We start from the raw sequence: 14,507 nt of genomic DNA on the forward strand, positions 1-14,507 counted from the left end.
CACCCGGCAAAAAATCTTACTGTGGGAACCACTTATCGCTGATTTTCTGATAGGTGCCGTCAGCTTTAATCGCTTTCAGCGCGCCGTTCAGTTTCTCCAGCAGGGCTTTGTTATCCGGACGAACGGCAATGCCCAGACCGGTGCCGAAGTATTGCGGATCGGTCACTTTTTCGGTGGCGGTACCCAGCTGCGGGTTGGTTTTCAGCCACTCGTTGACCACCGCCGTGTCACCAAACACGCCGTCGATACGGCCATTTTTCAGGTCGATAATCGCGTTCTGGTAGCTATCGTACGCAACGGTTTTCACTTCGGTATGCTTATCCTGCAGATACTTCTGGTGCGTGGTGCCGTTTTCCATGCCGATGCGCTTGCCTTTCAGCTGGTCAAAAGAGGTGTACGCCCCTTTTTTGGCGATCACCACCGCCGAGTTAGCGTAGTACGGCTCGGTGAAGGAGACCTGCTTGCTACGCTCCGGGGTGATATCCATACCGGAGATCACCGCGTCATATTTCTTGAATTTCAGCGCCGGGATCAGGCTGTCAAACGCGTGGTTAGTAAAGGTGCAATCGGCCTGCATCTGGGTACAGAGCGCTTTCGCCAGGTCAATATCAAAACCGACGATCTGGTTGCTGGCATCCAGCGATTCGAACGGCGGATACGTAGCAGAAACGCCAAAGCTGATTTTATCGGCGGCGGTGGCGCCCGCGGCGAAGGTTGCCAGTAATGCGGCCAGAACTAACTTTTTCATTGTGAAGCTCCCGTCTGTCAATCTTGTCATTATATGCCGTGTCTGCGGCTGGGGGTTACAATGCCACTTAATGAATTTGTATGCAATAAAAATGATTAACTATTGTTTATGGATTAAAAAAAAGCGGACAGTCGTTAGACTTGTCCGCCTTTAATGCATTGGTTTATGCAGTTCTAGTTGCGACGCTCAAACGCCAGCGCTTTGCGCTCAACCACACGCATCAGCAGCGTCAGCAGGCCGTTCACCACCAGGTAAATCAACCCCGCCGCACCAAACACCATCACGTCGTAGGTACGTCCGTACAGCAGCTGTCCATGACCCATGACTTCCATCAGGGTGATGGTATAGGCCAGCGAGGTACTTTTGAACACCAGCACCACTTCGTTGGAGTACGACGAGAGCGCGCGCTTGAAGGCGTACGGCAACAGGATCGCCAGGGTGTCTTTCTTGCTCATCCCCAGCGCACCGCAGGATTGCCACTGTCCTTCCGGGATAGCGCGGATCGCCCCATAGAACAGTTGGGTAGTATACGCGGCACTGTTCAGCGACAGGGCCAGCAGTGCGCACAGCCACGGCTCAGAGAGCAGATGCCACAGCACCGGATATTCCTGCAGTGACGGGAACTGACCCGGGCCGTAATAAATCAGGAAGATCTGCACCAGCAGCGGCGTGCCGGTAAACAGGGTGATGTAGCCGCGCACGATCCACACCACTACCGGCGTTTTCAACGTCAGCACGACGGTGAAAATCAGCGCCAGCACCAGCGCCACGAGGATCGAGGCCACCGTCAGCGTCAGGCTGGTGTGCAGCCCTTTCATCAGTTCGGGTAAATACTCCAGCATCAGCCTGGTCTCCGTTCAAAGCGCGTTGCACGCAGGTCAATACGCTTGAGGATGTACTGACTGAGCAACGTGATCACCAGGTAGATGGCCGCCGCCACGATGTACCAGGTAAACGGCTCCTGGGTACGCGTAGCAATGCTTTTGGTCTGCAACATCAGGTCGTTGACGCTGATTAAGCTCACCAGCGCGGTATCTTTCAGCAGCACCAGCCACTGGTTACCCAGCCCCGGAAGGGCATGACGCCACATCTGCGGCATCACCAGACGGAAGAAAATCGCCGTTTTCGACAGTCCCAGCGCCTGACCCGATTCCCACTGTCCAATCGGCACCGCTTTCAGCGCCCCGCGCAGCGTTTGCGACGCGTAGGCGGAATAGAGCAGGGAGAGGGCAATCACGCCGCACAGGAACGGACTGACGTCGAAGTTTTCGATCTGCATCTGAATCGGGATTTGCACCACGCCCAGATTGAGCGTAAAGCCGTCCGACAGCATCAGCAGCAGCTGTGACGAGCCGAAATAGATAAACAGCACCACCAGGATTTCCGGCAGGCCGCGAAGGAGGGTCACCAGTGCAGAGCCGGTCCAGGCGACAGGGCGCCACTTAGCCGACTCCCAGACCGCAAAGACCATCGCCAGCACCAGGCCGATGATCAGCGCACAAACGGCAAGGCCGACGGTCATCCCGGCGGCGCTTGCTAATGGAAAAAATTCGTTCATCAGGTCTTACTTCTGAAACCATTTTTTGTAGATGGAATCGTACGTGCCATCTTTCTTCACTTTTTCCAGCGCAGCGTTGAATTTCTGCTGCAGCTCGGTGTTGCCCTGGCGGACCGCGATACCCAGGCCGGTGCCAAAGTAGTCTTTATCGGTCACTTTGTCGCCGACGGACGCCAGCTTGTCGTTGGCTTTCAGCCACTCGGTCACGACCGCGTTGTCGCCAAATACCGCGTCAATACGGCCATTCTGCAGATCCAGACGGGCGTTTTGATAGCTGTCATACGGCACGGTGGTGATTTCCGGGTGCTTATCCATAATGAATTTCTGGTGAGTGGTGCCGTTCTGCACGCCCACTTTTTTGCCTTTCAGCGCGTCAATCGAGGCGATTTTGCCTTTCTGACCGATGAACAGGGCCGAGTTCTCATAGTACGGGGTGCTGAACAGAACCTGCTTTTCACGCTCAGGGGTAATGTCCATCCCGGCCATGACTGCATCAATACGGCGGAATTTAAGGCTTGGGATCAGGCTGTCGAAAGACTGATTAGTAAAGGTACAGGTGGCGTCGATCTCTTTGCACAATGCGTTCGCCAGGTCCACGTCGAAGCCGACAATCTTGTTGTTGGCGTCGATAGACTCAAATGGAGGATAAGACGCTTCCGTAGCAAAACGAATGGTCTGAGCGGCTGTTGCAGAAAGGCTAATGCTGGCAAGCAGCGCGGCAATCACTATTTTTTTCATTGTCGTTCTCTCGATTCGATTAGTGAGACAGATAATTTCTGAACGCGTCGGTCTGCGGCTGAGTAAAGCAGCTCGCATCGCCTTGCTCGACGATATAACCGTTTTCCATATACACCACGCGGCTGGCGGTTTTACGCGCCACTTCCACTTCGTGGGTCACGATAACCTGCGTAATCTTCGTTTCAGCCAGCTCACGAATGATGCTGACGATTTGGGCGGTGATTTCTGGATCCAGCGCGGCGGTCGGTTCGTCAAACAGCAGCACGGCAGGCTCCATCATCAGGGCGCGGGCAATCGCCACACGCTGCTGCTGGCCGCCGGAGAGGTGCAGCGGATAGCGATCGCTGTACGGTTTCAGGCGCAGACGTTCCAGCAGCTTCTCAGCACGGGCCAGCGCTTTCTCTTTCGACAGACCCAGCACCCGGCACGGGGCTTCAATCAGGTTTTGCTGTACGGTCAGGTGCGGCCAGAGATTGTACTGTTGGAAGACCATGCCGACGTTCTGACGCAGATCGCGGATCGCTTTTTCAGACGGCGATTTGGCAAAATCAAAGTGATTGCCAGCAATATCCAGCGTACCGGAGCGGGGCATTTCAAGCAGATTGAGGACGCGAAGCAGCGAGCTTTTGCCGGCGCCGCTGGGGCCAAGCAGGACCAGCGTTTCGCCCTCAGGGCAATTTAAGGTGATATCGAACAGCGCCTGGTGTGCGCCGTAGAAGCAGTTAATGCCGTTTAGTTGAATACTCATCGGGGCAGTCTTTACTCATCCAGGCTGTTTATAGCTATTGAGGCCGCAAATAGTACCGTCGGCAGAATAGTTATGCAATATTTCTGCGTTAAAAGTTAAATATAAACCGTGGGAATACCTAAACATAGCACAAAATAGCGAGCGGGAAGGGCGGTGAGAATAAATGTCGGCATTCCTCACGAAATGCCAGACATTTTGCGGGGTTTTTACCTGCTTAACGGTTCTCTATCGACTGGCGCAGGGTGCCTGCCGGGGCATGAACGCTGCCGCCGAGGTAGCGCACATCGTCAATTGCCCAGCACTGACCCTCACGGATCATCAGCACTTCATCCTGCCAGCTCTGGCTACCCTGAGTCAGTTTGACGCGCAGCGGGATATTGCGCGCATCGGTATTCGGGATCGTCGAGGCGCTGGCGACTTCCGCTTTTTGCGGGGCGGTGGTCCGGCTGGAGAACGGATCGTCTTTCAGCAGGTTTTTATGCTGCGGATCGCGGCTGGCATCGGTCAGCAGCTGCGCCAGCCCGTCGCTCAGATACGGGCGCAGGGCGGTCATGTCATTGCTGCGGTGGCTGATGCGGTAGTCGTAGAACTGTTGAGCCACGGCATCCGGGCCGCCGACAATGCAGCTGCCGCTGCGGGTTCCGATATCCTTAAAAGCCGGGGTGACGGGGGTGGTGCAGGCGCTGAGCAGCAGCGCGCACGGCACTAAAAGCGTCAAAGCAGAATAGCGCATGTTGATTTCCTTATTGGGCTGCAATAATTAACTAACCTTTAAATGATAGCGTAACGATCCGATAATGGTTTTGTTCTTATACGCTTAGCCCCACCACGCACCATTAAGGAGAAGCAGATGCAATTTTCAACCACCCCAACCCTGGAAGGGCAGCCAATCAGCGAATACTGCGGTGTAGTCACCGGAGAAGCCATTCTCGGCGCCAATATCTTCCGTGACTTTTTTGCCGGTATCCGCGACATCGTCGGCGGCCGCTCCGGTGCCTATGAAAAAGAGCTGCGAAAAGCCCGAGAGATCGCTTTTAAAGAGCTGGGCGAGCAGGCCAAGGCGCTGGGTGCCGACGCGGTGGTCGGTATCGATATCGATTATGAAACTGTCGGCAAAGACGCCAGCATGCTGATGGTCAGCGTCAGCGGCACCGCGGTGAAAACGCGCCGATGAAGCGTGCGCTTTCGCTAAGCCTGCTGGCGCTGTTGCTGGCAGGCTGCGCCGCCGAAAAGGGCATTGTCGATAAAGGGGCCTATGAGCTGGACGCCCGGCGCCAGGCACAGGCGGCGTATCCGCGCATCAAAGTGCTGGTGATTCACTATACCGCCGACGATTTTGACAGCTCGCTCGCCACCCTGACCGATAAAAACGTCAGTTCACACTATTTGATCCCGGCGATCCCGCCTCTGCACCAGGGCAAACCGCGGATCTGGCAGCTGGTGCCGGAGAACGCGCTGGCCTGGCACGCGGGGGTCAGCTTCTGGCGCGGTGCCACGCGCATCAATGACACCTCGATTGGCATTGAGCTGGAAAACCGTGGCTGGCAGAACAGCGGCGGTCAGAAACGCTTTGCGCCGTTCGAACCGGCGCAGATTGCGGCGCTGATCCCGCTGGCGAAGGACATTATCCAGCGTTACGACATCAAGCCGCAGAACGTGGTCGCCCATGCCGATATCGCCCCACAGCGTAAGGACGATCCGGGGCCGCTGTTTCCGTGGCAAACGCTGGCGCTGCAGGGGATAGGGGCCTGGCCAGATGCCGCCCGGGTGGCTTTTTATCTGAATGGAAAGCCACCTTCTCAGCCTGCGGATACGCCAACCCTTCTCGATCTATTATCGCGCTACGGCTACAACGTCCCGGAGAACATATCGTCCGCGCAGCAAAAGCGGGTGATTATGGCCTTTCAGATGCATTTCAGGCCGCAGCGCTGGGACGGCGTAGCGGATAACGAAACGCAGGCAATCGCTGAAGCATTGCTCGAAAAGTATGGCCAGGGGTGAAGCCAATCACCCCGCTTTTCAACCGCTTGAATTAAAGTGCTTAAGATTAATCTTAAGTACATCTCCAATGAATCTTTACTTAATTGACTTAAAATTATCTGTATTTAATATGTACACATAGCTTGCTAAGCATTTAGGAAGGTTAACGCACCGTTTTCAGCTGATTTCCTTAGCGTCTTATCATCATTTAATTTAGTGGTGTCATTTTCACTATGCGGCATTTCTGCTGCACTCAAAAATTTAATAATAATCGATAACAGGCATAGACAAATGTTAAGTATTTACGCAAATAAACTGCGACCGCAGCGGGAGCTTGACGCCATTAATGAGGCGACCCGTCACTGTCCGGAAAAAACATTGAAGAAATGGCAGAAAATTACCACCCATGATTGCGACCATGTTTATTTCATCCTGAATGGCGTGGTTGAAGTGCGCCGCAATTCCGATGAGTTGTGCATGTTCACCTCGCGAAGTCAGAGCATTTTTGGTTTGGCCGGACTCTTTTACGATACCAGTCACATCTACGGCATCGCCCGTACAGATACGCAAGTTCGCATTATCCCGAAAGAGGACTTTCTGCGTATTATCAATGAACAAAGCCTGTGGCCAGAAATCACCAAAATATTTTCCTGGTACATCTGCATGTTAAACAAACGTGATGACATCCTGATCGCGCGCAGCGCTTACTCCGTAGTGCTTGAATTCTTACTCGAAATCAATGAGCTTATCGTCCACCAGAATCGTGATATTAATGTTTATGACTATATTCAGGAATACACCAACCTGGCGCGTAGCACCATTATTAAAATTCTCTCCGACCTGAAAAAAGGCAAATATATTGTGGTGGAGAAAGGACGGCTAATAAATATCAGTGCCCTGCCAGAACGCTACTGAGTATCAAATCTAAGGTCTCCATTGGTCATCGCCCGTGGAGGCTTTTTCACGTCTACAGTCTCATCCACCGGATCGTCCGGCACTTTCCCCTGCGAATAATCCTGCTGCTGTTCCTGTAACGCCTGCATAAAGCGCGCTTTTAACGACACGGTTTGTTCGTTACGGGTTTCTGCCTCTGCGCCGGGAAGGGGTTCACCGGAGAGATCGCCATCCGGCGCCTGCTGCCAGTCAGCATCGTTATCCATAATCGGCCGTTCCGCCAGCGGCGGCAGCGGGTCGGGGTGAACCGGTGCCGCGGGTTTCGGCTGCGGGAACGGTTTAGACACATAGACGTAGTGCATATCAGAAATCTGGGTATCGGGCTTCACTACGTGGGCCGGATCCGGTTTGGGTTCAGGCTGCGGATGGCGAAGATCCCAGTAAATGTGCGCATACATCCCGGCGATCGCCAGCGCGCACAAACAGACAACGGCTGCCAGCGCGCGGGTCAGGATCCGCTTTAGCGAGGGAAGGCGGTACGAAAACCAGACCGCCTCGCCGGTCTGATAGCTGCGCTGGGCAGCCAGACAAATCGTGGACATTAGTTATGCTTCCCTTCAGCCTGCGCCTGAGAGGCAGGATCGGCAACCGGCGTCAAAATCGCCGGCGTGGTGTTATTGAACCGCATCAGCTGCATCACGGTCTCTTCCCCCGCCATCCCATCGACGGACAGTCGGGCCAGCGTCTGGAACTGGCGGGTGCGCTTCACCAGCTCCGGGGTCCAGGTTTTGGCATGGGTTTCGGGTTCGTGCAGCGCCTGGCTGAGCTGGGTATCGATCCAGTTCAGATCCTGGCTGCTGCTGGCGGCGCTGATGCCATCTTTACCCGTCGGGGTCAGGCGGTGCAGCAGGGTGAAGTGGCCGGTGGCATGGTCGGTAAACCAGCTGCGTTTAACCTGCCAGGTACGATTGTTCATCAGTAAGTCGAGGGAGTCCGCGCCGACGCGGGCCACCACGGCATAATTAAGATGGTTGCCGGTTTTGAGTTCGCTCACCCACGGGTAGCCCTCTTTTTCCAGCTCGGGCAGCGTCGCGCTCCCCTGCTGACAGCTCAGGTTGACGCGGCTGGCATTCTGGCACAGCGCCTCTTCTGCCGAGGCATCGTATCCCCATATGGTATACAGCTGATGCATGGCATCCGGCTGATTCACCACCTCGCGATCAATCGCCGGCTGCAGCGCGACTGCTGGCGTGTGCATCACCTGTTTCCAGCGGGCGGGCACCGGCGGTGGCACCGGGAGCCTGGTGGTGATGGCGGCAGAAAAATACCAACCGCAGGCGGAAAATAGCACGCTGGCGAACAGGCCCACCGCCGCCAGGCGCTTGCCGTGGCGTTTGCGCGGCACCACTTCGCCGGCGGCGAGGCGTAAGTGGCGCGGGCCCACCACGGGGGCGCGTTCGGTCCATGTCGCCAGCAGCGACAGGTGCGCCAGCGCGTTCAGTTGGCTAATGCACCCGCGGGTCAGGCGGTGCATCCGACGGATGCGGGCGAGGCTAAACGGGCAAACCTCTGCGCCGTGATCCTGCGTCTGGGTCTGGACATAGCCCAGAGACTCGCGGCAGGTCAGGGCACGCAGGGTATGGCGGGTATGAACCCGCGACGCCAGCCCGGAGTGCTGCATCAGGCGCGGCTCCTGATCGGGCGTACCGGTCAGCACCAGCGTCAGCGGCAGGGCAAACTCCTGAGCGCGGGTCAGCAGCATGCCCAGCACTTCCCAGCCGCTGTCCCGCATTGCCTGAACGGCGCTGATGCACAGCACCAGTCCGTGCGTTTTGCAGGAAGGATAACTTTCCAGCCAGTGGTGCAGGACGGTATCAACGGCATGCAGGCGCTGTTTCGAATCCTGGGTTGCGGCGCAAAGCTTGTACAGCAGCGCGTTGGCGTTCAGCTTCGGGAATGCGTTGATGGCCGTCGCCGCAGGCGATGCGGTCTGCAGCGCGGCGGTGAACGCGTTAAGCAACTCTTCGTCATCCGAGAACAGCGCGGCAATACCGGCCACTTTCGACGTCTGCATCAGCATGCCGTAGACATCCTGATGGTATGCCACGCAAAAGTCGCCTGACGGGCGGATCACGCTCCTGAAAGGCTGGCGGGTAAATTTAAAATGACTTAAGTACATAACGCTTCACCGTAGTAATTCATAAACCGACATTCAGCGCCAAAAAATAGGGGAAGCCCCCCGGTGGGTCAATTTATCCGCAGGAGAAAAATAACCTGAGCTTGTCGGCTAACACTGCTTATTTTCACGGTCAATATTTTTGTTCATTAAAGTTAATGGCAAATCACGTGGAGGACGCAGAGGGGTCTTATTACTATTTGCCGGTGTTTTGGGGCAGCAACAGGCTGCACATTTCTGCATTTGCAAAAAGGCCAGTCGATAATGAGGATGCAGCTCTATTCCCGGTTCATTGCACCCTGTGTAATGTTTGTGCTGCTGATATTCAGCGGCCAGCAGGGGTACGTTGTCTTTAAAGAATATAAGAAGGCTACCCGCCCGGCGCCCTCTGATACCCATGAGACAGCCCGCTCGCTGGAGGACCAGCCATTCGCGCTTTTCCAGCCGGCCGTTTATCACACTGCGCCGCAGCAGGTGGCGACAAAACCGATGGTCGCCGAGGTAGAAGGCATCATCAGCAGCGATGAAGCCTGGATGTCATTTGCGGTGATTAAAACCCCCTCCGGCCAGCAGAGCTACCGGGAAGGCGAGAGTCTGCAGGGCTATTCCGACGCCTGGATAGACGAGATCAACCGCGACAGCGTGGTGATTAACTACCAGGGGGCGCCCCAGACGCTGGCGATTAAACGCCCGGATTATTTTAAAAACGATGTGAATGCCCCGCCGGTTGCCAGACCGCTGGCCGACGCGGGGTTAGATAATTTACATCTCAATGACTATTTCGTGCTGAAACCCTGGTTCGACAACGGCCATCTCGAGGGATATCAAATTAAGCCGAAAAATGCGTCTGCCTTTTTTAGCCAGAGTGGGCTGAAAAAAGGCGATGTGGTTGTGCAAGTGAATTCCGTCGATATGACGAAACAAGAACAGGCGAAAAAGATTATCGCCAGCTGGTCGAACATGAGAGAAGCGGAAGTTGTCGTCAGACGTCACGCTCACCTTGAAAATATTCGGGTTAATGTTTTAAACAATTAACAAGTGTAAAACCATGAAGAAAGTTCCCTGGGCGTGTATCGCGCTGACAGCTGCGTCATTGATTTCCAACTCCGTGATGGCGGCCAATTTTAGCGCCAGTTTTAAAAACACCGACATTCGAGAATTTATCGACACGGTGGGCCGCAATCTGAATAAAACCATTCTGGTCGATCCGTCCGTACAGGGCATCGTTTCTGTCCGAACCTACAACGTGCTCACCGAGGACGAGTATTACCAGTTTTTCCTCAGCGTGCTGGACGTGTACGGTCTGTCGGTGATCCCGATGGATAACGGGATGGTGAAAGTGGTGCGTTCCGCCGTGGCGCGCACCGCTGGCGTGCCGGTGGCCGACAGCAAGCACCCCGGCAAGGGCGATGAAATCATCACCCGCGTGGTGCGCATGGAAAATGTGCCAGTGCGCGAGCTGGCCCCGCTGCTGCGCCAGCTGAACGACGCCTCCGGGATCGGTAACGTGGTGCACTTTGAGCCGTCCAACGTCCTGCTGTTGACCGGGCGCGCCTCGGTGGTCAACCGGCTGGTGGATCTGGTCGAGCGGGTCGATCGCTCCGGGATGCAGCGCCGGGAAATTGTCCCCCTGCGCTATGCCTCCGCCAAAGGGCTGGCCGAGATGTTGAACAATCTCAACAACGAAGAGCAGAAAGGGCAGAACGCGCCGCAGCTGGCCACCAAAGTGGTGGCCGATGACGAAACCAACAGCCTGATCATCAGCGGGTCGGAAGAGGCCCGCGGGCGGACCCGATCGCTGATTGGCCAGCTCGATCGCGAACAGAATAACGAGGGCAACACCCGCGTCTTCTACCTGAAATACGCCAACGCCAGCAAAGTGGTGCCGGTGCTGACCGGCATCGGCGAGCAGCTGAAAGACAAAGCCGGCGCGGCGAAAAGCAAAACCACCTCAGCCAGCAATGACCTGAATATTACCGCCGACGAAGCCACCAACTCGCTGGTGATCACCGCCCAGCCTAACGTCATGAACTCGCTAGAAAAAGTGATCGACAAGCTCGATATCCGCCGCCCGCAGGTGCTGGTCGAAGCGATCATTGCGGAAGTGCAGGACGGCAACGGCCTCGATCTGGGCGTGCAGTGGAGCGGCAAGCACGGCGGCGTGCAGTTTGGCGCAACCGGCCTGCCAATCAGCCAGGTGAAGAACGGGACGACGAAAGGTACCAGCTTCACCGGCCTGGCAACCGGCTTCTTTAACGGCGACTTTGGCGCACTGATGACCGCGCTCTCCACCGACGGCAAAAACGACATTCTGTCGACGCCAAGCGTGGTGACGCTGGATAACAAAGAGGCGTCGTTTAACGTCGGCCAGGATGTGCCGGTGCTGTCGGGTTCCCAGACCACCAGCGGCGACAACGTCTTTAACTCGGTGGAGCGCAAAACCGTCGGCACCAAGCTGAAAATTGTTCCGCAGATCAACGACGGGGACATTATTCACCTCAAGATTGAGCAGGAAGTCTCCAGCGTGGACGCCAGCGCCACCGAAGATGCCAGCCTCGGCCCGACCTTCAACACCCGCACCATCAATAACGAAGTGATGGTACACAGCGGGCAGACGGTGGTACTCGGCGGCCTGATGGAGAATGTCACCAAACAGAACGTTTCGAAAGTGCCGCTACTGGGGGATATTCCGCTGGTGGGACAGCTGTTCCGCTACACCTCGCAGGACACGTCAAAGCGTAACCTGATGGTCTTTATTCACACCACCGTGCTGCGCGATGACGATACCTACAGCGCCTCGTCGAAAGAGAAATACGACCAGATCCGCGCCCGTCAGCAGCAGCGCATGGAAGAGAAAAAACTGGGGATTGTTGAGAACAGCGAGACGCCCGTTCTGCCGGTTTATCCGTCTGCGACAGCCTCTGCGAAGCCGTCGGCGGCGACGCGCAATCCGTTTAAACAATAGGGCGGGTGGAGCATGGACGAACTTAGCAACTACCTATGCACCAGCAGCTACGCCAAAGATCACGGAGTGCTGTTGTATCAGGACCAGGTCTTTATCCGCGATAACACCCCGGCATTTGCCCTGCTGGAGATGCGCCGGGTGCTGGGGCGCGCTTTTACCCCGAGCGTCCTGACGGCCGACGCCTTTGACGAGCTGCTGACCAAAGTCTGGCAGCAGAACAGCGGCGTTTCCCAGCAGCTGGTGGACGACATGGATGCCGACATCGATCTGCTGGCGTTAACCGAGGAGATCCCCGACAACGAGGATCTGCTGGATAACGACGAAAACTCGCCGGTGATCCGCCTGATCAACGCCATTCTCGGCGAGGCGGTGAAAGAGGGCGCCTCGGATATTCATATCGAAACCTTCGAGCGCTCCCTGAGCATTCGCTTTCGCGTCGACGGCGTGCTGCGCCCGGTGCTGCAACCGGCGCGCAAGCTCGCGCCGCTGCTGGTGTCGAGGATCAAGGTGATGTCGAAGCTTGATATTGCCGAAAAGCGTTTACCGCAGGATGGGCGTATCTCGCTGCGCATCGGACGCAAGGCTATCGACGTGCGCGTCTCCACCATTCCCTCCCAGTATGGCGAGCGGGTGGTGATGCGTCTGCTCGACAAAAGCAACCTCCAGCCGGACATCAACAAGCTTGGGCTGATCGACGACGAGCTGACGCAGCTGAAAGCGCTGATCGCCCGTCCGCACGGCATCATCCTGGTGACCGGCCCGACCGGGTCCGGGAAAAGTACCACTCTGTACGCCATTCTGTCGGCGCTGAACGGTCACGAGCGCAATATTCTCACCGTCGAAGATCCGATCGAGTACGAGCTGGAAGGGGTCGGCCAGACCCAGGTCAACCCGCGCGTGGACATGACCTTCGCCCGCGGCCTGCGCGCCATTTTGCGTCAGGATCCGGATGTGGTGATGATCGGTGAGATCCGCGACGGTGAAACCGCGCAGATCGCGGTGCAGGCCTCGCTGACCGGGCACCTGGTGATGTCGACCCTGCACACCAACAGCGCCGCCGGGGCCATCACCCGCCTGCGCGATATGGGGCTGGAGTCCTTTTTAATCGGATCATCGCTGCTGGGGGTCATTGCCCAGCGTCTGGTGCGTCGGCTGTGCCCGCACTGCCGCACCACCAGCCCGCTGGATGACAATGAACGGCAGCTCTTCAGCTTTATGGCGACCCCGCCTGCGGCCCTCTACCGCGCCGTCGGCTGCGAAAAATGCCGCCAGGGCGGCTATCAGGGACGCGCCGGTATTCATGAATTCCTGGTGGTCGACAGCGGTATGCGTCGCGCCATCCACGAAGATAAAGATGAGATGTCGATTGAGACCCAGCTGTTTAAGCAGGCCTACAGCCTGCGGGAAAACGGCCTGATGAAAGTGATTGACGGCGTAACGTCGCTGGAAGAGGTGATGCGCGTCACCGCCGAACGCGGAGGGGATGAATAATGGCCTGGTATGCGTGGACGGCAACCAACCCCGCGGGTAAAACCCAGCGCGGTACGCTGCAGGCCGAGGGGCAAAAGCAGGTGCGCCAGGCGCTGCGAGAGCAAAAGCTGATGCCGCTGAGCATTACGCTCACCCGCGAAGCCAGCGCCGTCGGGAGCGCGCAAAAAGGGATCAAACTCACTACCCCGGTGCTGTCGATGTTTACCCGCCAGCTGTCGACGCTGGTCAACGCCGCGCTGCCGCTGGAGAGCGCCCTGAAGGCGATTTCAAAGCAGTCGGAAGACAAAAAGCTGGCGGCAATGGTGACCGAGATCCGCGACAAAGTGGTGGAAGGGCACACCCTGTTCGACGCCTTTAGCCAGTTCCCGCGCACCTTTGACAAGCTGTACTGCACCCTGGTGATGGCCGGGGAAAAAACCGGCCACCTCGGCGAGGTGCTGGAAAAACTGGCCGAATACAACGAGCAGCGCCAGAAGATGAAAAGCAAGCTCACCCAGGCGATGGTCTATCCGATCACCCTGACGGTGGTAGCGACCGCGGTGATCTGCATTCTGTTGGTGGCGGTGGTTCCGCAGGTGATCGAGCAGTTCACCCATATGAAACAGCAGCTGCCGATGACGACCCGCACGCTGATTGCGGTGAGTGACTTTCTGCAGGCGTACGGCGTGTTTATCGGCGGCGGGCTGGTGGCCGGTTTTATCGGCTTTAAAAGCTGGCTCAAAAAAACGCGCAACCGCTTTATCTGGAACCGCTGGCTGGTGAACGGTTCGCCTGTCAAAAAGCTGGTCTGCGCCATCAACAGCGCGCGCTATATCCGCACGTTGAGCATTTTGCAGGCCAGTAGCGTTCCGCTGCTGGAAGGGATGTATATCGCGATGGACGGGATCGAAAACCTGTATGCCCGCCAGGTGCTGGAGCAGGCGGCCGATACCGTGCGCCAGGGGGCGTCATTATATGCTGCGCTGGAGCAGGCGAAATTATTCCCGCCCACCATGCTGTATATGATCGCCTCCGGCGAAGAGAGCGGGGAATTAGGCAGTTTAATGGATCGGGCGGCTGAAAATCAGGAGTCGGCATTACAGCATCGCATTACCTTAACGCTGTCGGTATTTGAACCGGCGCTGGTGGTGTCAATGGCGACCATTGTTTTATTCATTGTGATGTCAATATTACAACCGCTTCTGCAACTTAATAACATGGTAGGTTAAT

Annotated in this window: 15 protein-coding genes; 7 read left to right on the forward strand and 8 right to left on the reverse strand. The window is 56.6% G+C overall.

All coding sequences use genetic code 11. The features are described from left to right. Positions 1-16: 16 nt before the first annotated feature. The 6 genes from artJ to M8013_RS19165 form a co-directional block, all read right to left on the reverse strand. Positions 17-748: an arginine ABC transporter substrate-binding protein ArtJ gene (gene artJ / locus M8013_RS19140; RefSeq protein WP_271269362.1), complete on the reverse strand. Its 732-nt coding sequence runs from the start codon at positions 746-748 to the stop codon at positions 17-19. Positions 749-921: 173 nt separating this feature from the next. Beyond that, positions 922-1,590 carry an arginine ABC transporter permease ArtM gene (gene artM, locus M8013_RS19145; protein WP_271269363.1) on the reverse strand — a complete coding sequence of 223 codons (669 nt, stop codon included), beginning with the start codon at positions 1,588-1,590 and terminating at the stop codon, positions 922-924. Then, entirely contained in the window at positions 1,590-2,306 is a 717-nt protein-coding gene (gene artQ, locus M8013_RS19150; protein ID WP_271269364.1) for an arginine ABC transporter permease ArtQ, read from the reverse strand. Before artQ ends, artM begins: the two co-directional genes overlap by 1 nt. Positions 2,307-2,312: 6 nt before the next feature. After that, the gene (artI, locus tag M8013_RS19155) at positions 2,313-3,044 is read right to left on the reverse strand and encodes an arginine ABC transporter substrate-binding protein ArtI (protein WP_271269365.1); all 732 of its coding nucleotides are present in this window, start codon (positions 3,042-3,044) and stop codon (positions 2,313-2,315) included. Between the two features lie 19 nt (positions 3,045-3,063). Next, positions 3,064-3,792, reverse strand: coding sequence for an arginine ABC transporter ATP-binding protein ArtP (gene artP / locus M8013_RS19160; RefSeq protein ID WP_271269366.1), 729 nt, complete (start codon positions 3,790-3,792; stop codon positions 3,064-3,066). A gap of 214 nt (positions 3,793-4,006) precedes the next feature. Then, a complete protein-coding gene (locus M8013_RS19165; RefSeq protein WP_271269367.1) occupies positions 4,007-4,525 on the reverse strand; it encodes a lipoprotein in 519 nt (172 codons plus the stop codon). Positions 4,526-4,642: 117 nt separating this feature from the next. On the opposite strand from M8013_RS19165, the gene M8013_RS19170 reads away from it, so the two are divergent. The 3 genes from M8013_RS19170 to M8013_RS19180 all read left to right on the forward strand — a co-directional run bounded on the left by M8013_RS19170 (position 4,643) and on the right by M8013_RS19180 (position 6,687). Next, on the forward strand, positions 4,643-4,966 hold the full coding sequence (locus M8013_RS19170; protein WP_271269368.1) for a heavy metal-binding domain-containing protein: 324 nt from the start codon (positions 4,643-4,645) through the stop codon (positions 4,964-4,966). After that, on the forward strand, positions 4,963-5,793 hold the full coding sequence (locus tag M8013_RS19175; RefSeq protein WP_271269369.1) for an N-acetylmuramoyl-L-alanine amidase: 831 nt from the start codon (positions 4,963-4,965) through the stop codon (positions 5,791-5,793). The genes M8013_RS19170 and M8013_RS19175 overlap by 4 nt, the downstream gene beginning before the upstream one ends. A 270-nt stretch (positions 5,794-6,063) precedes the next feature. After that, positions 6,064-6,687: a helix-turn-helix domain-containing protein gene (locus M8013_RS19180; protein WP_271269370.1), complete on the forward strand. Its 624-nt coding sequence runs from the start codon at positions 6,064-6,066 to the stop codon at positions 6,685-6,687. On the opposite strand, the gene M8013_RS19185 is transcribed toward M8013_RS19180, so the two are convergent. Then, positions 6,681-7,268, reverse strand: a complete 588-nt coding sequence (locus tag M8013_RS19185; RefSeq protein ID WP_271269371.1) for a hypothetical protein — start codon at positions 7,266-7,268, stop codon at positions 6,681-6,683. The two genes, M8013_RS19180 and M8013_RS19185, sit on opposite strands and share 7 nt — an antisense overlap. Further along, on the reverse strand, positions 7,268-8,845 hold the full coding sequence (locus M8013_RS19190) for a peptidoglycan-binding protein (RefSeq protein ID WP_271269372.1): 1,578 nt from the start codon (positions 8,843-8,845) through the stop codon (positions 7,268-7,270). The genes M8013_RS19185 and M8013_RS19190 overlap by 1 nt, the downstream gene beginning before the upstream one ends. Before the next feature lie 303 nt (positions 8,846-9,148). On the opposite strand from M8013_RS19190, the gene gspC reads away from it, so the two are divergent. From gspC to gspF, 4 genes are read left to right on the forward strand one after another with little or no spacing between them, the layout of a single operon-like run. After that, positions 9,149-9,877, forward strand: a complete 729-nt coding sequence (gene gspC / locus M8013_RS19195; protein ID WP_271270159.1) for a type II secretion system protein GspC — start codon at positions 9,149-9,151, stop codon at positions 9,875-9,877. Between the two features lie 13 nt (positions 9,878-9,890). Further along, positions 9,891-11,807 carry a type II secretion system secretin GspD gene (gene gspD, locus M8013_RS19200; protein ID WP_271269373.1) on the forward strand — a complete coding sequence of 639 codons (1,917 nt, stop codon included), beginning with the start codon at positions 9,891-9,893 and terminating at the stop codon, positions 11,805-11,807. Positions 11,808-11,819: 12 nt separating this feature from the next. Next, complete coding sequence (gspE, locus tag M8013_RS19205; RefSeq protein WP_271269374.1) at positions 11,820-13,298, forward strand: type II secretion system ATPase GspE; 1,479 nt, start codon at positions 11,820-11,822, stop codon at positions 13,296-13,298. Beyond that, positions 13,298-14,506: a type II secretion system inner membrane protein GspF gene (gene gspF / locus M8013_RS19210; RefSeq protein WP_271269375.1), complete on the forward strand. Its 1,209-nt coding sequence runs from the start codon at positions 13,298-13,300 to the stop codon at positions 14,504-14,506. Before gspE ends, gspF begins: the two co-directional genes overlap by 1 nt. Position 14,507: the final 1 nt, after the last annotated feature.

Source organism: Silvania confinis, assembly GCF_025564085.1.
GTDB lineage: Bacteria > Pseudomonadota > Gammaproteobacteria > Enterobacterales > Enterobacteriaceae > Enterobacter > Enterobacter confinis.